The 19,641-nt window shown below is 52.9% G+C and carries 14 protein-coding genes, 2 tRNA genes and 4 rRNA genes; 8 read left to right on the top strand and 12 right to left on the bottom strand.

Annotated features, from left to right (window positions below):
* Window positions 1-29 precede the first annotated feature (29 nt).
* From AC1VYI_RS03690 to AC1VYI_RS03660, 7 genes are all read left to right on the top strand, one after another.
* A complete protein-coding gene (locus AC1VYI_RS03690) occupies window positions 30-1,169 on the top strand; it encodes an efflux RND transporter periplasmic adaptor subunit (RefSeq protein WP_134867086.1) in 1,140 nt (379 codons plus the stop codon).
* Window positions 1,170-1,180: 11 nt separating this feature from the next.
* Complete coding sequence (locus tag AC1VYI_RS03685; protein ID WP_134867085.1) at window positions 1,181-4,294, top strand: efflux RND transporter permease subunit; 3,114 nt, start codon at window positions 1,181-1,183, stop codon at window positions 4,292-4,294.
* Window positions 4,295-4,598: 304 nt separating this feature from the next.
* The gene (locus AC1VYI_RS03680) at window positions 4,599-4,820 is read left to right on the top strand and encodes a lipoprotein (RefSeq protein WP_008502867.1); all 222 of its coding nucleotides are present in this window, start codon (window positions 4,599-4,601) and stop codon (window positions 4,818-4,820) included.
* Between the two features lie 473 nt (window positions 4,821-5,293).
* The gene (locus tag AC1VYI_RS03675) at window positions 5,294-6,319 is read left to right on the top strand and encodes an amino acid ABC transporter substrate-binding protein (RefSeq protein ID WP_134867084.1); all 1,026 of its coding nucleotides are present in this window, start codon (window positions 5,294-5,296) and stop codon (window positions 6,317-6,319) included.
* Between the two features lie 67 nt (window positions 6,320-6,386).
* Window positions 6,387-7,568, top strand: a complete 1,182-nt coding sequence (locus AC1VYI_RS03670; protein WP_038417798.1) for an amino acid ABC transporter permease — start codon at window positions 6,387-6,389, stop codon at window positions 7,566-7,568.
* A 9-nt stretch (window positions 7,569-7,577) separates the two neighbouring features.
* On the top strand, window positions 7,578-8,681 hold the full coding sequence (locus AC1VYI_RS03665; RefSeq protein ID WP_023309439.1) for an amino acid ABC transporter permease: 1,104 nt from the start codon (window positions 7,578-7,580) through the stop codon (window positions 8,679-8,681).
* Window positions 8,682-8,688: 7 nt separating this feature from the next.
* Complete coding sequence (locus AC1VYI_RS03660) at window positions 8,689-9,447, top strand: amino acid ABC transporter ATP-binding protein (protein ID WP_023309440.1); 759 nt, start codon at window positions 8,689-8,691, stop codon at window positions 9,445-9,447.
* Window positions 9,448-9,553: 106 nt separating this feature from the next.
* Here AC1VYI_RS03660 and rrf (AC1VYI_RS03655) read toward each other — a convergent pair.
* The 6 genes from rrf (AC1VYI_RS03655) to AC1VYI_RS03630 all read right to left on the bottom strand — a co-directional run bounded on the left by rrf (AC1VYI_RS03655) (window position 9,554) and on the right by AC1VYI_RS03630 (window position 14,788).
* Window positions 9,554-9,669 (bottom strand): 5S ribosomal RNA (gene rrf, locus AC1VYI_RS03655).
* A gap of 43 nt (window positions 9,670-9,712) precedes the next feature.
* Window positions 9,713-9,788: transfer RNA gene (locus AC1VYI_RS03650), tRNA-Thr, on the bottom strand.
* Window positions 9,789-9,802: 14 nt separating this feature from the next.
* Window positions 9,803-9,917, bottom strand: a 5S ribosomal RNA gene (gene rrf, locus AC1VYI_RS03645).
* Between the two features lie 70 nt (window positions 9,918-9,987).
* Window positions 9,988-12,892: ribosomal RNA gene (locus AC1VYI_RS03640) — 23S ribosomal RNA — on the bottom strand.
* Window positions 12,893-13,085: 193 nt separating this feature from the next.
* Window positions 13,086-13,161: transfer RNA gene (locus AC1VYI_RS03635), tRNA-Glu, on the bottom strand.
* A gap of 85 nt (window positions 13,162-13,246) precedes the next feature.
* Window positions 13,247-14,788 (bottom strand): 16S ribosomal RNA (locus AC1VYI_RS03630).
* Together the 16S, 23S and 5S rRNA genes with 2 tRNA genes alongside form the textbook arrangement of a ribosomal RNA operon.
* 472 nt (window positions 14,789-15,260) lie before the next feature.
* Here AC1VYI_RS03630 and AC1VYI_RS03625 point away from each other — a divergent pair.
* Window positions 15,261-15,815, top strand: a complete 555-nt coding sequence (locus tag AC1VYI_RS03625) for a gamma carbonic anhydrase family protein (RefSeq protein ID WP_134867083.1) — start codon at window positions 15,261-15,263, stop codon at window positions 15,813-15,815.
* Here the strand turns inward: AC1VYI_RS03625 and AC1VYI_RS03620 are convergent.
* From AC1VYI_RS03620 to dprA, 6 genes are read right to left on the bottom strand one after another with little or no spacing between them, the layout of a single operon-like run.
* Window positions 15,791-16,039: a DUF1488 family protein gene (locus AC1VYI_RS03620; RefSeq protein ID WP_023309442.1), complete on the bottom strand. Its 249-nt coding sequence runs from the start codon at window positions 16,037-16,039 to the stop codon at window positions 15,791-15,793. The genes AC1VYI_RS03625 and AC1VYI_RS03620 overlap by 25 nt on opposite strands.
* Entirely contained in the window at window positions 16,036-16,854 is an 819-nt protein-coding gene (gene aroE / locus AC1VYI_RS03615) for a shikimate dehydrogenase (protein ID WP_226484382.1), read from the bottom strand. The genes AC1VYI_RS03620 and aroE overlap by 4 nt, the downstream gene beginning before the upstream one ends.
* A 4-nt stretch (window positions 16,855-16,858) precedes the next feature.
* Window positions 16,859-17,431 (bottom strand): L-threonylcarbamoyladenylate synthase type 1 TsaC, encoded by a 573-nt coding sequence (gene tsaC / locus AC1VYI_RS03610; protein ID WP_134867081.1) that lies wholly within the window; start codon window positions 17,429-17,431, stop codon window positions 16,859-16,861.
* Window positions 17,424-17,978 carry a DNA topoisomerase family protein gene (locus tag AC1VYI_RS03605; RefSeq protein ID WP_134867080.1) on the bottom strand — a complete coding sequence of 185 codons (555 nt, stop codon included), beginning with the start codon at window positions 17,976-17,978 and terminating at the stop codon, window positions 17,424-17,426. Before AC1VYI_RS03605 ends, tsaC begins: the two co-directional genes overlap by 8 nt.
* Window positions 17,979-18,004: 26 nt before the next feature.
* The gene (smg, locus tag AC1VYI_RS03600; RefSeq protein WP_008503477.1) at window positions 18,005-18,478 is read right to left on the bottom strand and encodes a DUF494 family protein Smg; all 474 of its coding nucleotides are present in this window, start codon (window positions 18,476-18,478) and stop codon (window positions 18,005-18,007) included.
* Window positions 18,450-19,574: a DNA-protecting protein DprA gene (gene dprA / locus AC1VYI_RS03595; protein ID WP_134867079.1), complete on the bottom strand. Its 1,125-nt coding sequence runs from the start codon at window positions 19,572-19,574 to the stop codon at window positions 18,450-18,452. The genes smg and dprA overlap by 29 nt, the downstream gene beginning before the upstream one ends.
* Window positions 19,575-19,641: the final 67 nt, after the last annotated feature.

Genomic DNA, 19,641 nt, shown 5'->3' with positions numbered 1-19,641 from the left:
TCGGTTAATGGGTATTTAAAGGAACAGTAATGACGAATCATTTCAGACTCTTGCCTTTATCCGGTTTCATTGTCTGCACGGTACTGCTCACTGGATGCGATGGTCAGGAAAATCAACAACAGCATCTGCAGGCGCCTCAGGTCAGCGTGCATATTGTGAAAAGCGCGCCTCTGGCTGTCACCACTGAACTCCCGGGCAGAACAGATGCATTTCGCGTTGCGGAGGTTCGTCCTCAGGTCAGCGGCATTATTCTTCGCCGCAACTTCGCGGAGGGTAGCGATGTAAAAGCGGGCGAGTCACTCTACCAGATCGATCCTGCGACCTATCAGGCGGCCTATGACAGCGCGAAAGGCGAACTGGCGAAGGCTCAGGCGGCAGCCAATATTGCACACCTGACGGTGAAACGTTATCTCCCGCTGGTAGGCACCCGGTATGTCAGTAAGCAGGAGTATGACCAGGCCGTAGCGACGGCTCAGCAGGCAGATGCCAGCGTGGTTGCCGCAAAAGCGGGCGTTGAAAGCGCACGTATCAACCTTGCCTACACCAAAGTAACCTCTCCGGTTGATGGTCGTATCGGAAAATCCAGTGTGACCGAAGGGGCGCTGGTGACGAACGGGCAAGCCGCAGCGCTGGCAACGGTCCAGCAGCTCGATCCGATTTATGTCGATGTCACCCAGTCCAGTAATGATTTTATGCGCCTGAAACAGACGAGCCTGCAAAAAGGCGATACCGCCAGCAGCGTTGAACTGCTGATGGAGAACGGGCAGTCCTATCCGCTGAAAGGCACATTGCAGTTCTCTGACGTCACGGTTGATGAAAGTACCGGCTCGATCACCCTGCGCGCCATTTTCCGTAACCCTCAGCATCAGCTGTTACCCGGCATGTTCGTTCGCGCCCGCATTGATGAAGGCACCCAGCCGGATGCGATTCTGGTACCACAGCAGGGCGTGACCCGCACACCGCGAGGCGATGCAACCGTCCTGGTGGTGAACGATAAAAACCAGGTTGAGCCGCGAACCGTCGTGGCCCCTCAGGCAATTGGCGATCGCTGGATGGTAACGGAAGGGCTGAAAAACGGTGATCGTGTGATTGTCAGCGGGCTACAGAAAGTCAGACCCGGGGTAACCGTCGTCGCCACGCCGGATACCACCACGACCCCAGCCGGTTAAGGGACGACGACATGGCTAATTTCTTTATTCAGAGACCGGTTTTCGCCTGGGTACTTGCCATCATTTTGATGATTGCAGGCGGGCTGGCCATTCTCAAACTTCCCGTCGCACAGTATCCGACCATTGCCCCTCCCGCTGTGGCGATATCCGCGACCTACCCGGGAGCTGACGCTCAAACGGTGCAGGATACCGTGACCCAGGTTATCGAACAGAACATGAACGGTATCGATAAGCTGATGTATATGTCCTCCACCAGCGATTCAGCGGGTAACGTCACCATCACCCTGACCTTCGAGTCAGGAACCGATCCGGACATCGCCCAGGTGCAGGTGCAGAACAAGCTGCAGCTCGCCATGCCGCTACTGCCGCAAGAGGTACAGCAGCAAGGGATTGGCGTGGAGAAATCCAGCAGCAGTTTTCTGCTGGTCGCCGGCTTTGTTTCAGACAACAAAAATCTCACGCAGAATGACATCTCTGACTATGTCGCGTCGAACGTCAAAGATGCCATCAGCCGAACGTCTGGCGTCGGTGACGTTCAGCTGTTTGGCGCTCAGTATGCGATGCGTATCTGGCTCGACAGCAACGCGATGAACAAATACCAGCTGACGCCGCAGGATATTATCAACCAGCTGAAAACGCAGAACGACCAGATAGCGGCAGGCCAGTTGGGCGGGACGCCGTCCATTCCCGGGCAGCAGCTGAATGCCTCGATCATCGCGCAAACCCGCCTGAAATCACCGGAGGAGTTTGGCCGCGTGACGCTTAAGGTGAACCAGGACGGCTCGATGGTTCATTTGAAGGACGTGGCTCGCATTGAGCTGGGTGGCGAAAACTACAATATGGTCACTAAAATCAACGGGCAGGCGGCAACCGGTCTGGGGATTAAGCTGGCAACCGGGGCAAATGCGCTGGACACTGCGGCAGCCATTAAGAGCAAGCTGGCGCAACTGCAGCAGTTCTTCCCGCAGGGGCTGAAAGTGGTCTATCCCTATGACACCACGCCTTTTGTGAAGATCTCCATTCACGAAGTGGTGAAGACCCTGTTTGAAGCAATCATTCTCGTCTTCCTGGTCATGTACCTGTTCCTGCAAAACCTGCGCGCGACCCTCATCCCAACTATCGCGGTGCCGGTCGTTCTGCTGGGTACCTTCGCGGTTCTGGCGGCATTCGGTTTCTCCATCAATACCCTGACGATGTTCGGCATGGTGCTGGCGATAGGTCTGCTGGTCGATGACGCTATCGTGGTCGTTGAGAACGTTGAACGCGTCATGGTCGAGGACAAACTGCCGCCGAAAGAGGCCACGCAGAAGTCTATGGAGCAGATCCAGGGTGCACTGGTCGGGATCGCCATGGTGCTCTCGGCGGTCTTTATTCCGATGGCCTTTTTTGGCGGCTCGACGGGGGCAATCTATCGCCAGTTCTCGCTGACTATCGTTTCAGCGATGGCGTTGTCCGTTCTGGTTGCGCTAATCCTGACGCCCGCACTCTGCGCAACATTGCTTAAGCCCGTATCCGGCGACGATCATGAGAAAAAAGGTGGTTTCTTCGGCTGGTTTAATGCGCTCTTCGATAAAAGCGTGGAGCACTACAGCAACAGCGTGAGCGGTATTTTGAGTAAGGCAGGGCGCTATCTGGCGGTGTACGTCATTATCGTCGGTGGGATGGCGGTGCTCTTCCTGCGCTTGCCTACCTCCTTCCTGCCCGAAGAGGATCAGGGGGTGTTTATGACGATGGTTCAACTCCCGGCGGGTGCAACCCAGACGCGTACTCAGCAGGTCCTTGATCAGGTTCAGGACTACTATCTGAACAAAGAGAAAGCGAACGTTGATTCTGTCTTTACCGTAAACGGCTTTAGCTTTAGCGGCCAGGGCCAGAACGCCGGTATTGCCTTCGTCAGCCTGAAGCCCTGGGAGGAGCGACCGGGGTCGGAAAACGGCGTTGAAGCCATTGTGGGTCGCGCGACAAAAGCCTTCAGTCAGATTAAAGATGGCCTCGTGTTCCCTTTTAACCTGCCTGCCATTATTGAGCTGGGTACCGCCACGGGCTTCGATTTTGAGTTGATCGATCAGGCGAACCTGGGGCATAACCAGCTGACGCAAGCGCGTGATCAGCTGCTTAGCATGGTGAAAGAGCACCCTGACCTGCTGGTTCGCGTGCGACCTAACGGCCTTGAAGATACGCCTCAGTTCAAGCTGGATGTCGATCAGGAGAAAGCGCAGGCGCTGGGCGTCAGTCTTTCTGACGTCAACCAGACGATTTCGACGGCCTTAGGTGGCACCTATGTGAACGACTTTATCGATCGTGGGCGCGTGAAAAAGGTCTACGTACAGGCCGACGCAAAATTCCGTATGTTGCCGGGAGATATTAATAACCTTTACGTACGCAGCGCGAATGGGGAAATGGTCCCGTTCTCCGCCTTCAGCAACGCTCGCTGGGTGTATGGTTCACCTCGTCTGGAACGCTATAACGGGATGCCTTCTATGGAGATCCTGGGTGAATCAGCCCCGGGTAAAAGTACCGGTGAGGCCATGGCTATGATGGAAAGCCTCGCGGCAAAACTACCTTCCGGTATCGGCTATGACTGGACGGGGATGTCTTATCAGGAGCGCCTCTCGGGTAACCAGGCGCCAGCACTGTACGCCATTTCACTGATCGTGGTGTTCCTGTGCCTGGCTGCGCTGTATGAAAGCTGGTCCATTCCGTTCTCCGTCATGCTGGTTGTGCCGCTGGGGGTCATTGGGGCTCTTCTCGCAGCGTCGCTGCGCGGGTTAAACAACGACGTCTATTTCCAGGTCGGTCTGCTGACGACGATTGGTTTATCGGCTAAAAACGCCATCCTGATCGTCGAATTTGCTAAAGACCTGATGGATAAAGAAGGCAAAGGCATTATTGAAGCCACGCTGGAAGCTTCCAGGATGCGCCTTCGACCGATCCTGATGACGTCCCTGGCCTTTATTCTTGGCGTCATGCCGCTGGTGATCAGCACCGGGGCCGGGAGCGGTGCGCAAAACGCCGTCGGTACGGGTGTGATGGGGGGAATGCTTTCCGCAACGCTTCTGGCGATTTTCTTCGTGCCCGTCTTCTTTGTGGTTGTTCGTCGACGCTTTACCCGCCATAAAGATTAACATTTCCCTAAAAAGGCACCTCTGGTGCCTTTTTTATTTTTAACATAAACAATGAATTAGGCATTAAGCAAAAGCCATGTTAAAAATACAGTGATTTGTATTAAGTAAAAACACTCTCTTACCCCTTCATAATTTCTCCATTAATTCGTCCTGAAATCGATTTTTCTCCACGATTTTTACAAACTACATAATTTGAGATTATTCCTCGTGTAACGCGGACTTACCCCGGTGGTAAAATAACCTCCAGTTCGTTAATTGCCCTCCTGGCTTTATAGCGGACGAGAAATAATACTGAGGTAACATCATGAAAAGATTCATTTCCGTTGCACTTCTCGCTGCGCTGCTTGCTGGTTGCGCGCACGACTCTCCATGTGTACCGGTTTACGACGACCAGGGCCGACTGGTTCATACCAATACCTGTATGAAAGGCACCACCCAGGATAACTGGGAGACTGCGGGTGCTATCGCCGGCGGTGCTGCCGCAGTAGCGGGTCTGACGCTGGGTATTGTTGCCCTGACCAAGTAAAATTTGTTGAGAAAGCGCGGCTCTGGCCGCGCTTTTGCTTTTAATGAGTGCAGTATTTTCAAATAAGTAAAAAAATAGCCCCGTATTTATTCACGTAATTAATCTAAGCCTGAAGTCAGTCACAGCTTTTTTGCATACTCATTCAAATTACTTATTCTATCGTGATGATTTTCACACATTAATATTATTGAATACCCTGCCAATATTCACGCTAAAAACTATCTCTTCTTTTTCCAGACCCGACTCGCAACTTTTGCTCCAATTTGTGGCACAGGTTGTAATTTCGCACCGTTTCGGGGCGCTCGTTTTATTTAAGCCTGTCTACACTCAGCATTAAGCGTTCACTCGTCTCTTATTTTGTCGAACGCAAAACTGGCATTACGTTTGCTTTATAAACGTTGGCCAAAGCCACAGACAGGTAAAGCGTTTAAAAACGCCTCTATAACGATAAATTACGCCACACAGGATGCATTATGAAAAAGACGATGATAGCCAGCCTGGCCGCTGCAGGTATGTTGTTTGCCGTAGCCGGTCAAGCCCATGCGGGAACGACACTGGATGCCGTTAAAAAGAAAGGTTTTGTTCAATGCGGTATCAGTGACGGTTTGCCTGGCTTCTCTTATGCCGATGCGAACGGCAAATTTACCGGTATTGATGTGGACGTCTGCCGTGGCGTTGCAGCCGCCGTTTTTGGCGATGACAGCAAAGTAAAATATACCCCGCTGACGGCGAAAGAACGCTTTACGGCGCTGCAGTCCGGCGAGGTCGACATGCTCTCCCGTAATACCACCTGGACCTCCTCCCGTGATGCAGGCATGGGGATGTCATTTACGGGCGTAACCTATTATGACGGCATCGGCTTCCTGACCCACAATAAAGCCGGCCTGAAAAGCGCTAAGGAACTGGATGGCGCCACCGTTTGTATCCAGGCGGGCACCGATACCGAGCTGAACGTGGCGGATTATTTCAAAGCAAACAACATGAAATACACCCCGGTGACATTCGACCGCTCGGATGAATCGGCCAAAGCGCTGGAATCCGGCCGTTGCGACACGCTGGCCTCTGACCAGTCACAGCTGTATGCCTTACGCATTAAGCTGAGCAATCCGGCAGAGTGGATTGTCCTGCCTGAAGTGATCTCCAAAGAGCCTCTCGGCCCCGTCGTTCGTCGCGGCGATGAAGACTGGTTCTCTATCGTTCGCTGGACGCTGTTTGCCATGCTGAACGCAGAAGAGATGGGCATCAACTCTAAAAACGTTGATGAGAAAGCCGCTAAGCCATCCAACCCTGATATGGCGCACCTGCTCGGTAAAGAAGGTGATTTCGGCAAGGATCTGAAGCTGGATAACAAGTGGGCTTACAACATCATCAAACAGGTGGGCAACTACTCTGAGATCTTTGAACGCAACGTGGGATTGGAAAGCCCGCTGAAGATCAAACGCGGCCAGAACAATCTCTGGAACAACGGCGGTATTCAGTACGCACCACCAGTACGTTAAGTCATAGCTGTAACGGGCACTGCTCCGGCAGTGCCCACTCCAGAGTCATGGTTACTGAGGTTTCTTTATGTCCCATCGCCGCTCAGCCGTAAAAGGATCGCTATCCTTTTCTCATCCCGCGGTCCGCGCCTGGCTATTCCAGATTATTGCTATTGTTGCGGTTGTTCTCATCGCCGTGTATCTCATCCATAATACAATCACCAACCTGAATAATCGCGGCATTACCTCCGGTTTCGCGTTTTTAGACCGCAGCGCGGGGTTTGGTATTGTTCAGCACCTTATTGATTATCAGGAAGGTGACACGTACGGACGCGTGTTCGTGGTCGGTTTACTGAATACGCTGTTGGTATCGGCGCTTTGTATCGTTTTCGCGTCGGTACTGGGCTTCTTTATTGGCCTGGCGCGTCTTTCTGAAAACTGGCTCCTGCGGAAACTGTCGACCGTTTATATCGAGACGTTCCGTAATATCCCCCCGCTCCTGCAGATCTTCTTCTGGTATTTCGCCGTACTGCGTAACCTTCCCGGTCCCCGTCAGGCCGTCGACGCGTTTGAGCTGTTTTTCCTGAGTAACCGTGGATTGTCCATTCCTTCTCCTCAGCCGGGTGAAGGGCTGTACGCTTTTATCGGCGCGATTGTGATAGCGCTTGCGCTCTCTGCGGGGGTATTCCGTTTTAACCGCAAGCATCAGATCAAAACCGGTCAGCTTCGTAGAACCTGGCCCACGGCAGCTGTCCTGATCGTTAGCCTGCCGCTAATTGCACACTGGCTGTTTGGGGCCGCTTTGCACTGGGATATTCCACATCTGCGGGGCTTTAACTTTCAGGGCGGGATGGTATTAATTCCCGAGCTGGCAGCCCTGACGCTGGCGCTGTCGATTTATACGTCCGCCTTTATCGCAGAGATTATCCGTGCAGGGATCCAGGCAGTTCCTTATGGGCAGCACGAGGCGGCGCGCTCGCTGGGATTACCCCATACCGTGACGCTTCGCCAGGTCATTATTCCGCAGGCTTTACGGGTCATCATTCCCCCCCTGACCAGCCAGTATCTCAATATTGTCAAAAACTCGTCTCTGGCCGCTGCCATTGGTTACCCGGATATGGTGTCACTCTTCGCCGGAACCGTGCTTAACCAGACCGGACAAGCCATTGAAACCATCGCCATCACGATGTCTGTCTATCTGATCATCAGCCTGGTAATTTCACTGCTGATGAACCTCTATAACCGTCGTATAGCACTGGTCGAGCGCTAAGGATTTATGATGACAAAAGCGATACTGTCGCACTCCTCGCGCCCTGCCAACTCGACAGGTGGACGTTTCATTCTCTGGGCGCGCAAGAATCTGTTCTCCAGCTGGAGTAACAGCCTGCTGACGATTGTCTGCCTGTGGCTCATGTGGGAGTTGATTCCTCCCCTGCTGAATTGGGCGTTTTTACAGGCCAACTGGGTCGGTTCAACCCGGGCAGACTGTACAAAAGCCGGCGCCTGCTGGGTGTTTATCCATGAACGCTTCGGTCAGTTCATGTATGGGTTGTATCCCCATGAACAGCGCTGGCGGATTAATCTGGCGCTGGTTATCGGTCTGCTCTCTGTCGCAGTCATGTTCTGGAAAAAACTGCCTCACCGTGGACGCTATATTGCCGTCTGGGCGGTGGTTTATCCGATTATTGTCTGGGTGCTGCTGTATGGCGGTTTTCTGGGGCTGGAACGCGTTGAAACACGCCAGTGGGGCGGGCTGACGCTGACGTTGATTATCGCATCAGTGGGGATAGCCGGTGCTCTGCCGTGGGGGATTTTACTGGCCCTGGGACGGCGTTCAAAAATGCCGATCGTCCGCGTGCTCTCCGTTATCTTTATTGAGTTCTGGCGCGGCGTACCGCTTATCACCGTCCTGTTTATGTCGTCGGTCATGCTGCCGCTGTTTATGGCAGAGGGAACAACCATCGACAAGCTGATCCGTGCCCTGGTGGGGGTGATTCTCTTCCAGTCCGCCTATGTCGCTGAAGTTGTGCGAGGTGGTTTGCAGGCGTTGCCTAAAGGCCAGTACGAAGCGGCGGAATCACTGGCTCTCGGTTACTGGAAAACGCAGGGACTGGTCATTCTTCCACAAGCACTCAAGCTGGTCATTCCGGGTCTGGTCAACACGATCATTGCCCTCTTCAAGGATACCAGCCTGGTGATCATCATCGGATTGTTCGATCTCTTTAGCAGCGTGCAACAGGCAACCGTTGACCCTGTCTGGCTGGGTATGTCCACCGAAGGATATGTCTTTGCTGCCCTGATCTACTGGATCTTTTGTTTTAGCATGTCGCGCTACAGCCAGCATCTGGAAAAGCGCTTTAACACCGGGCGTACACCGCACTGAGGAAATTATGAGCCAAATAACTATGACACCCGCCGACGCGATGATTACGCTGGAAAATGTGAATAAATGGTACGGACAATTTCATGTCCTGAGGGACATTAATCTTAAGGTAAAGCAGGGAGAACGCATCGTCCTTTGCGGCCCTTCGGGCTCCGGAAAATCCACAACCATTCGCTGTATTAATCATCTTGAAGAACATCAGCAAGGACGCATTGTAGTTGATGGTATCGAGCTGAATGAAGATATCCGCAATATCGAACGCGTACGTCAGGAAGTAGGAATGGTATTTCAACACTTTAATCTGTTTCCGCACCTGACCGTTCTGCAGAACTGTACGCTTGCGCCGATTTGGGTACGAAAGATGCCGAAAAAGGAAGCGGAGGCATTGGCAATGCACTACCTGGAGCGTGTACGTATCGCAGAGCATGCCAATAAATTCCCTGGCCAGATATCGGGTGGCCAACAGCAGCGTGTGGCTATCGCCCGTTCGCTGTGTATGAAACCGAAAATTATGCTGTTTGATGAACCGACATCTGCCCTCGATCCGGAAATGGTGAAAGAGGTTCTGGACACCATGATTGGGCTGGCTCAATCCGGCATGACCATGTTGTGTGTGACGCATGAGATGGGGTTTGCGCGAACCGTGGCCGACCGGGTGATCTTTATGGACCGCGGGGAGATTGTTGAGCAAGCTCCGCCGGATGAGTTCTTTGCGCATCCGAAGTCAGAACGTACGCGAGCATTCCTGTCGCAGGTGATTCATTAGTTGTTTGCTCTGCCGGGTGGCGGCTTCGCCTTACCCGGCCTACCGTTTTATCGGCGCATAAACGCAAAAAGGCCATCCTTTCGGATGGCCTTTTCACTTATTTGATGTCTGGCAGTTCCCTACTCTCACATGGGGAGACCCCACACTACCATCGGCGCTACGGCGTTTCACTTCTGAGTTCGGCATGGGGTCAGGTGGGACCACCGCGCTAAAGCCGCCAGACAAATTCTTTTACTTCTTGCCGAACTTTAACCTAAGTATAAAGTGGTGCTGATACCCAGAGTCGAACTGGGGACCTCACCCTTACCAAGGGTGCGCTCTACCAACTGAGCCATATCAGCACGCTAAATTTGATGCCTGGCAGTTCCCTACTCTCACATGGGGAGACCCCACACTACCATCGGCGCTACGGCGTTTCACTTCTGAGTTCGGCATGGGTCAGGTGGGACCACCGCGCTAAAGCCGCCAGGCAAATTCTGTTAATCTGTATCAGGCTGAAAATCGTTGTCTGTCTCTTCGCCGAAACAGCTTCGGCGTTGTAAGGTTAAGCCTCACGGTTCATTAGTATCGGTTAGCTCAACGCATCGCTGCGCTTACACACCCGACCTATCAACGTCGTCGTCTTCAACGTTCCTTCAGGACCCTTAAAGGGTCAGGGAGAACTCATCTCGGGGCAAGTTTCGTGCTTAGATGCTTTCAGCACTTATCTTTTCCGCATTTAGCTACCGGGCAGTGCCATTGGCATGACAACCCGAACACCAGTGATGCGTCCACTCCGGTCCTCTCGTACTAGGAGCAGCCCCCCTCAATTCTCCAGCGCCCACGGCAGATAGGGACCGAACTGTCTCACGACGTTCTAAACCCAGCTCGCGTACCACTTTAAATGGCGAACAGCCATACCCTTGGGACCTACTTCAGCCCCAGGATGTGATGAGCCGACATCGAGGTGCCAAACACCGCCGTCGATATGAACTCTTGGGCGGTATCAGCCTGTTATCCCCGGAGTACCTTTTATCCGTTGAGCGATGGCCCTTCCATTCAGAACCACCGGATCACTATGACCTGCTTTCGCACCTGCTCGAGCCGTCACTCTCGCAGTCAAGCTAGCTTATGCCATTGCACTAACCTCCTGATGTCCGACCAGGATTAGCTAACCTTCGTGCTCCTCCGTTACTCTTTGGGAGGAGACCGCCCCAGTCAAACTACCCACCAGACACTGTCCGCAACCCGGATTACGGGTCTACGTTAGAACACCAGCCATTAAAGGGTGGTATTTCAAGGACGGCTCCACGCAGACTGGCGTCCACGCTTCAAAGCCTCCCACCTATCCTACACATCAAGGACCAGTGTTCAGTGTCAAGCTATAGTAAAGGTTCACGGGGTCTTTCCGTCTTGCCGCGGGTACACTGCATCTTCACAGCGAGTTCAATTTCACTGAGTCTCGGGTGGAGACAGCCTGGCCATCATTACGCCATTCGTGCAGGTCGGAACTTACCCGACAAGGAATTTCGCTACCTTAGGACCGTTATAGTTACGGCCGCCGTTTACCGGGGCTTCGATCAAGAGCTTCGCGTTGCCGCTAACCCCATCAATTAACCTTCCGGCACCGGGCAGGCGTCACACCGTATACGTCCACTTTCGTGTTTGCACAGTGCTGTGTTTTTAATAAACAGTTGCAGCCAGCTGGTATCTTCGACTGATTTCAGCTCCACCCGCAGGGGCTTCACCTACATATCAGCGTGCCTTCTCCCGAAGTTACGGCACCATTTTGCCTAGTTCCTTCACCCGAGTTCTCTCAAGCGCCTTGGTATTCTCTACCTGACCACCTGTGTCGGTTTGGGGTACGATTTCGTGTTACCTGATGCTTAGAGGCTTTTCCTGGAAGCAGGGCATTTGTTACTTCAGCACCGTAGTGCCTCGTCGTCACACCTCAGCGTTAAAAGGTACCGGATTTACCTGGAACCTCCGCCTACATGCTTAAACCGGGACAACCGTCGCCCGGCTAACATAGCCTTCTCCGTCCCCCCTTCGCAGTAACACCAAGTACAGGAATATTAACCTGTTTCCCATCGACTACGCCTTTCGGCCTCGCCTTAGGGGTCGACTCACCCTGCCCCGATTAACGTTGGACAGGAACCCTTGGTCTTCCGGCGAGCGGGCTTTTCACCCGCTTTATCGTTACTTATGTCAGCATTCGCACTTCTGATACCTCCAGCATGCCTCACAGCACACCTTCAACGGCTTACAGAACGCTCCCCTACCCAACAACGCATACGCGTCGCTGCCGCAGCTTCGGTGCATGGTTTAGCCCCGTTACATCTTCCGCGCAGGCCGACTCGACCAGTGAGCTATTACGCTTTCTTTAAATGATGGCTGCTTCTAAGCCAACATCCTGGCTGTCTGTGCCTTCCCACATCGTTTCCCACTTAACCATGACTTTGGGACCTTAGCTGGCGGTCTGGGTTGTTTCCCTCTTCACGACGGACGTTAGCACCCGCCGTGTGTCTCCCGTGATAACATTCTTCGGTATTCGTAGTTTGCATCGGGTTGGTAAGCCGGGATGGCCCCCTAGCCGAAACAGTGCTCTACCCCCGAAGATGAGTTCACGAGGCGCTACCTAAATAGCTTTCGGGGAGAACCAGCTATCTCCCGGTTTGATTGGCCTTTCACCCCCAGCCACAAGTCATCCGCTAATTTTTCAACATTAGTCGGTTCGGTCCTCCAGTTAGTGTTACCCAACCTTCAACCTGCCCATGGCTAGATCACCGGGTTTCGGGTCTATACCCTGCAACTTAACGCCCAGTTAAGACTCGGTTTCCCTTCGGCTCCCCTATACGGTTAACCTTGCTACAGAATATAAGTCGCTGACCCATTATACAAAAGGTACGCAGTCACACCACAAGGGTGCTCCCACTGCTTGTACGTACACGGTTTCAGGTTCTTTTTCACTCCCCTCGCCGGGGTTCTTTTCGCCTTTCCCTCACGGTACTGGTTCACTATCGGTCAGTCAGGAGTATTTAGCCTTGGAGGATGGTCCCCCCATATTCAGACAGGATACCACGTGTCCCGCCCTACTCTTCGAGTTCACAGCCTGTGTGCTTTCGTGTACGGGACTGTCACCCTGTACCGTGCGACTTTCCAGACGCTTCCACTAACACACAAGCTGATTCAGACTCTGGGCTGCTCCCCGTTCGCTCGCCGCTACTGGGGGAATCTCGGTTGATTTCTTTTCCTCGGGGTACTTAGATGTTTCAGTTCCCCCGGTTCGCCTCGTTAACCTATGTATTCAGTTAACGATAGTGCAACGAATTGCACTGGGTTTCCCCATTCGGACATCGCCGGGTCAAAGGTTCATATCACCTCGCCGGCGCTTTTCGCAGATTAGCACGTCCTTCATCGCCTCTGACTGCCAGGGCATCCACCGTGTACGCTTAGTCGCTTAACCTCACAACCCGAAGATGTTTCTTTCGATTCATCATCGACTTGCGAAAATTTGAGAGACTCGAACACACCATTTAAGATGTGTCGTTTCAATTTTCAGCTTGATCCAGATTTTTAAAGAGCAAATATCTCAAACGTCACCCGAAGATGAGTTTTGAGATATGACGGCAGGTGACTTTCACTCACGAACCAGCAAGTGGCGTCCCCTAGGGGATTCGAACCCCTGTTACCGCCGTGAAAGGGCGGTGTCCTGGGCCTCTAGACGAAGGGGACGTGTAAGTCTCAATCGCAAGACGCCTTGCTATTTACTTTTCATCAGACAATCTGTGTGAGCACTGCAAAGGCATGTTCTTTAAGGTAAGGAGGTGATCCAACCGCAGGTTCCCCTACGGTTACCTTGTTACGACTTCACCCCAGTCATGAATCACAAAGTGGTAAGCGCCCTCCCGAAGGTTAAGCTACCTACTTCTTTTGCAACCCACTCCCATGGTGTGACGGGCGGTGTGTACAAGGCCCGGGAACGTATTCACCGTAGCATTCTGATCTACGATTACTAGCGATTCCGACTTCATGGAGTCGAGTTGCAGACTCCAATCCGGACTACGACGCACTTTATGAGGTCCGCTTGCTCTCGCGAGGTCGCTTCTCTTTGTATGCGCCATTGTAGCACGTGTGTAGCCCTACTCGTAAGGGCCATGATGACTTGACGTCATCCCCACCTTCCTCCAGTTTATCACTGGCAGTCTCCTTTGAGTTCCCGGCCGGACCGCTGGCAACAAAGGATAAGGGTTGCGCTCGTTGCGGGACTTAACCCAACATTTCACAACACGAGCTGACGACAGCCATGCAGCACCTGTCTCAGAGTTCCCGAAGGCACCAAAGCATCTCTGCTAAGTTCTCTGGATGTCAAGAGTAGGTAAGGTTCTTCGCGTTGCATCGAATTAAACCACATGCTCCACCGCTTGTGCGGGCCCCCGTCAATTCATTTGAGTTTTAACCTTGCGGCCGTACTCCCCAGGCGGTCGACTTAACGCGTTAGCTCCGGAAGCCACGCCTCAAGGGCACAACCTCCAAGTCGACATCGTTTACGGCGTGGACTACCAGGGTATCTAATCCTGTTTGCTCCCCACGCTTTCGCACCTGAGCGTCAGTCTTTGTCCAGGGGGCCGCCTTCGCCACCGGTATTCCTCCAGATCTCTACGCATTTCACCGCTACACCTGGAATTCTACCCCCCTCTACAAGACTCTAGCCTGCCAGTTTCGAATGCAGTTCCCAGGTTGAGCCCGGGGATTTCACATCCGACTTGACAGACCGCCTGCGTGCGCTTTACGCCCAGTAATTCCGATTAACGCTTGCACCCTCCGTATTACCGCGGCTGCTGGCACGGAGTTAGCCGGTGCTTCTTCTGCGGGTAACGTCAATTGCTGAGGTTATTAACCTCAGCACCTTCCTCCCCGCTGAAAGTACTTTACAACCCGAAGGCCTTCTTCATACACGCGGCATGGCTGCATCAGGCTTGCGCCCATTGTGCAATATTCCCCACTGCTGCCTCCCGTAGGAGTCTGGACCGTGTCTCAGTTCCAGTGTGGCTGGTCATCCTCTCAGACCAGCTAGGGATCGTCGCCTAGGTGAGCCGTTACCCCACCTACTAGCTAATCCCATCTGGGCACATCTGATGGCAAGAGGCCCGAAGGTCCCCCTCTTTGGTCTTGCGACGTTATGCGGTATTAGCTACCGTTTCCAGTAGTTATCCCCCTCCATCAGGCAGTTTCCCAGACATTACTCACCCGTCCGCCGCTCGCCGGCAAAGTAGCAAGCTACTTTCCGCTGCCGCTCGACTTGCATGTGTTAGGCCTGCCGCCAGCGTTCAATCTGAGCCATGATCAAACTCTTCAATTTAAGTTTGATGCTCGTGAATTAAACTTCGTAATGAATTACGTATGTTCACTCAGAGACTTGGTATTCATTTTTCGTCTTGCGACGTTAAGAATCCATGTCACTTTGAGTGCCCACACAGATTGTCTGATAAATTGTTAAAGAGCAGTGCAACGCGGCTTTCGCTCACCGTTGCGAGGTGGCGTATATTACGCTTTCCTCTTTGAGAGTCAACCCGTTATTTCAGGATTTTTTCTCTTCAACCGAACCGCTTGTTGTGTGAAGTGATTCACATCCGCCGTGTCGATGGAGGCGCATTATAGGGATCCCATTTTTTAGCACAAGTATTTTTTAGATCTTTTTTTCCGACTGCTGATTTTCCGCTCTTTTCGCTGAAATCCCGCCCGATCTGCTTAAATATTGACGTATTTTGCCTTGCCTCGATCCCAAAATATGATCAAAGTCTTCTGTATAGCGCCCATTGTTAGAGGTAGATATGCCCGCAGTATTACGTCCTTATAAAGATCTGTTCCCCCAAAAAGGCGATCGCGTGATGATCGATGCCAGCAGCGTGGTGATTGGTGATGTCCGAATAGCCGATGATGTCAGCATCTGGCCGCTCGTCGCCATCAGGGGTGATGTTAACTATGTGTCGATTGGTGCACGTACCAACATTCAGGACGGTTGCGTTCTGCATGTCACGCACAAATCCTCCTATAACCCGGAGGGCAATCCCCTCATCATTGGAGAAAAGGTTACCGTCGGTCATAAAGTGATGCTTCACGGCTGCACTATCGGAAATCGCGTGCTTGTTGGCATGGGGTCGATTTTGCTGGATGGCGTCATAGTAGAAGATGACGTAATGATTGGTGCCGGTAGCCTGGTCCCGCAGAACAAACGGCTGGAGAGCGGCTATCTCTATCTGGGAAGCCCGGTAAAACAGATCCGCCCCCTGAAGGAGGCAGAGATCGAAGGGTTAAAATACTCAGCGAACAACTACGTTACGTGGAAGAATGAGTATCTGGATCAGGACAACCAAACCCAGCCCTGATCGTCTTCCTGCTGTTCGCGGATTAAATCGCTGGCTTCCTCTTCCAGATCCCAGCGATTTTCGCAAAATACCGCTATCGGGTTTGAACCGCCAAAACGACGCAGCAGCGTTTCCCCATGAATGGCACAGGTAAGTTGCATACCCTGCACCAGCACCGGAAAACAAACCGCTTGTTTACTCTCATCCCAGCTCTCTCTGTCCGGGAAATGAATAGCCTGGTTCACGCCGAAAGCTCCTGCTTTAACTTTTCAATGACAGGTTCAACCGCAGGCAACACGCCATGCCAGAACAGCACCGCATGCGCGGCCTGACCCACCAGCATTCCCATCCCATCGGCTAACTGTTTCGCGCCGTGTTGTTCGCACCAGTTAAGGAAAGGCGTCTTCCCTTTCTGATAAAACATGTCATAGAAGTACATATGCGCGCTGACCAGAGAAGCGGGAATTGCCGGGATCTCTCCATTGATGCCGCTGGACGTGGCGTTGATGACAAGATCGAACTCACGATCGGCAAGATCGTCAAGCGCTACCGCGCTCACGCTGCCGGTATGGGCAAACAACGCCGCCAGCGCTTCTGCGCGGGAAAAGGTTCTGTTGGTAATGGTCACCGCGCAGTCCAGTGAAAGCAGAGGCAACAGCACTCCCCGCGATGCGCCACCCGCACCAATCAGCAGGACCCGAAACCCGGGCTTAATAAACGACAGTCGTTCCAGGTCGCTAAGTAAACCAATCCCGTCGGTGTTGTCACCCAAAAGGCGCCCATCCTCAAGCCGTTTTACGGTATTGACTGCACCAGCCAGTGAAGCGCGCTCGGTGAGCTCATCCGCTCGTTCGAAGGCTTCCTCTTTAAAAGGAACCGTCACATTCGCGCCTTTACCGCCCGCGGCGAAAAAAGCCTCCAGCGTTGGAATAAATGCATCCACCGGTGCCAGTACGCGACCATAGGGATGATTTATCTGCAGCTGCTTCGCAAATTGCTGATGGATCAAAGGTGACTTGCTATGTGCGATCGGATTACCAAAAACAGCATAGGTTTCCATGAGATTACCCCTGGCGAAAACGTTCGCCGGTCAAAGCATCGCGAATTTCAGACGGATTCAGGCGCCCTCCCGTTTCACCGACAGCGACTGGGAAGTCATTCCCGAACTGCGCCAGTACTTCTTCGGTTGTCCGGCAAGGTGGCAATCCGGTCAAGTTGGCGCTGGTTGAGACCAGCGGTTTACCAAATGCCAGACACAGCTCAACCACCAGCGGATGGTCAGTTACGCGAACGGCGAGGGAATCAAAACGTCCGGTTAACCAGCGAGGCGTTGTCGGCTGCGCCGGGAAAACGAAGGTCACCGGGCCAGGCCACGCGGAGAAGATAGTCTCGCGCTGCGCCGGCGTCAGCATGGAGTCATTGATATAGGGTTTAAGCTGCTCGTAATTCGCAGCGATCAAAATCAGCCCTTTCTCGACGGGTCTTTGTTTTAAGGCAAGCAGTCGGCTCACGGCCATCTCGCTGTCAGGATCGCAACCGACTCCAAAAACAGCTTCAGTTGGATAGGCGATGACTTCTTCTTTTTTCAGTACGTCCACAGCATGCGCAATGGAGCCTGATGGCAGGTTATTATTCACTATTTTGATCCGCCGTAACCGGCTTTCCACATTGTTTACTGGCGCAGAAGCGTTTCATGCCTTGCGCCGTTTTCTTCTCTATAAGTAGCGGATAATTGCAATGAGGGCAGGTTCCCGCTACCGGTTTAAAATTGATAACGAACTGGCATTCAGGGTAGCGATCGCACGAATGGAAAGTCTTACCATAACGGGAGCGGCGCTGTACCAACAGACCGCGCTGACACTGTGGGCACGCAATTGCCGTTTCATCAGGCTTATCGATTTGTTCCGTATGCTCACATTCCGGGTAGCGGCTACATCCAATAAACATGCCGAAACGCCCCTGCCGCAGGGCTAATTCACCACCGCAGAGTGGGCAATACTGACCCTCCAGAATTTTAACGATATGTCCATCCGCCTGGCTTTTCAGGGGACGGACATAATCACATTCCGGATAGTGTGAACAACCGAGAAACGGGCCGTGTTTCCCGGACCGAATAACAAGTTCAGCCCCGCACTGCGGGCAGGGCTCGCTTTTATGCACCGTGAATAGTGCTGATTTGGCCATAACAACTCTTGGTGCTGCACATTGAATTAGTGCAGCATACCTTCATTCACTTCAAAGAGTAATTCTTCCATTTGCTGATAGGCGTTTTCACAGCCCGGGATATTAAACAGAACCATCAGGATCACCCACTTGAGATCTTCCAGTTCAAATTCTGCTGTATCCAGCGCCATGACGCGCTCTATCACCATTTCTCTCGTTTCGAGGTTCAGCACCTGAATCTGCTCAAGGAATAAGATGAACCCCCGGCAGCTGGCGTCCAGCCTTTCACACTCTTCCGCGGTATAAATGCGTACTGACAATGGGTCAGAAGCAAGCTGCATCGGTTCGGCGAGGCCTTCCTGATAATCAGCCAGTTTTTCCAGCCACATCAACGCATTATAGATATCTTCCCGCTCAAACCCCGCATCGGTAAGATCCTGTGTCAATTTGTCCTGATCCACTCGCATTTCTGCTTCGTTATGGATGTAAGTCTCAAACAAATACATCAGTACGTCGAACATGGCATGCCCTCCTTAATCGGACATAGCCGCCGGGTACAGCTGCGATCCACCCTGCTAACTCCAGTTCGAGTAGCTGTGCTACCGTTACTGGCACAGGTTGGCCGGCACGTTCAGCGACAACGTCAACAGGTGTTACCTCATCTCCTACGTTAGCCAGGAGCTTGAGAAATGGCAATGCCACCTTTCCCTGATCTGATGAATATTGTCGCTTTTCGGGATCTTCCTGCAGCCATTGCAACCCATATTGCAAATTTTCAAGAATATCTCCTACTTCTGTTACCGGCGTTGCCCCTTGCTTAATAAGCCAATGGGGCCCCTCGCATCCGGGATTACCTATCGGACCAGGCAAGGCGAAGACTTCTCTCCCCTGTTCGAGCGCGCATCGCGCCGTGACCAGCGAACCGCTTCGGCGCGCCGCTTCAACCACCAGCACGCCTTTGCTAAGCCCGCTGATAATCCGATTACGACGCGGAAAGTTTGCCGGCCTGGGCTGTGCGGAAAGCGGAAACTCAGACACTATAGCGCCGTCAGATTCGATAAGCCGCATCGCCAGTGCCTGATGCCGGCGTGGATAAATGCTAAAAAGACCGTTCCCCAGCACCGCTACGCTTCGTCGCTTAACTGAAAGCGCCGCGCTGTGGGCTACGCCGTCAATACCGCAGGCCAGCCCGCTGGTGATCGTGAAACCGCTTTGCGACAGTTGTTCGCACAGGATTTTCCCCCATCGCTCGCCGTACCATGACGGCGCACGACTGCCTACCACCGCCAGCTGAACCGTATTAAGCGCCTCAGGATTACCTTTTATGAATAACGCCCCGGGATAATCAGGAATCGTGCGGAGCAAAGGAGGATAAAGGGGATGGTTGGCCGTTAATAAATGATGTCCCGGCTGCTCAAGCCACATAAGGCTACGTTCCAGCTCGCTCTCATCGAGTGCAAAGAAGCGTTCAACCTGCTTTGCTGTCAGCCCGGCGTTTCTGGCCACGAGCACGTTGAGGTGTTCCTGCTTCTGCAGTCGCGCAGCCGCTTCCAGCATTACATCACCACACAGCGACCCTGTGTGTATTAGCCGTAGCCATATTTCGGTAGACGTCATCCTTTCCCCTGCCATAAGCGGCCTCCGCAATCATTGCGATTGGTCACTGATGCTGTCAATCGATGGG

It is taken from the genome of Enterobacter sp. QK-SA4, from assembly GCF_056856775.1.
The sequence above is the reverse complement of the archived record's forward strand: the minus strand, read 5'-3'. Positions and strand labels throughout refer to the sequence as shown.

Excerpts from the sequence above, each read along its gene's own strand:
- AC1VYI_RS03690 (WP_134867086.1), top strand. The coding sequence starts at position 30 with ATGACGAATCATTTCAGACTCTTGCCTTTATCCGGTTTCATTGTCTGC.
- AC1VYI_RS03685 (WP_134867085.1), top strand. The coding sequence starts at position 1,181 with ATGGCTAATTTCTTTATTCAGAGACCGGTTTTCGCCTGGGTACTTGCC.
- AC1VYI_RS03680 (WP_008502867.1), top strand. The coding sequence starts at position 4,599 with ATGAAAAGATTCATTTCCGTTGCACTTCTCGCTGCGCTGCTTGCTGGT.
- AC1VYI_RS03675 (WP_134867084.1), top strand. The coding sequence starts at position 5,294 with ATGAAAAAGACGATGATAGCCAGCCTGGCCGCTGCAGGTATGTTGTTT.
- AC1VYI_RS03670 (WP_038417798.1), top strand. The coding sequence starts at position 6,387 with ATGTCCCATCGCCGCTCAGCCGTAAAAGGATCGCTATCCTTTTCTCAT.
- AC1VYI_RS03665 (WP_023309439.1), top strand. The coding sequence starts at position 7,578 with ATGACAAAAGCGATACTGTCGCACTCCTCGCGCCCTGCCAACTCGACA.
- AC1VYI_RS03660 (WP_023309440.1), top strand. The coding sequence starts at position 8,689 with ATGAGCCAAATAACTATGACACCCGCCGACGCGATGATTACGCTGGAA.
- AC1VYI_RS03625 (WP_134867083.1), top strand. The coding sequence starts at position 15,261 with ATGCCCGCAGTATTACGTCCTTATAAAGATCTGTTCCCCCAAAAAGGC.
- aroE (WP_226484382.1), bottom strand. The coding sequence starts at position 16,854 with ATGGAAACCTATGCTGTTTTTGGTAATCCGATCGCACATAGCAAGTCA.
- AC1VYI_RS03605 (WP_134867080.1), bottom strand. The coding sequence starts at position 17,978 with ATGGCCAAATCAGCACTATTCACGGTGCATAAAAGCGAGCCCTGCCCG.
- smg (WP_008503477.1), bottom strand. The coding sequence starts at position 18,478 with ATGTTCGACGTACTGATGTATTTGTTTGAGACTTACATCCATAACGAA.
- dprA (WP_134867079.1), bottom strand. The coding sequence starts at position 19,574 with ATGACGTCTACCGAAATATGGCTACGGCTAATACACACAGGGTCGCTG.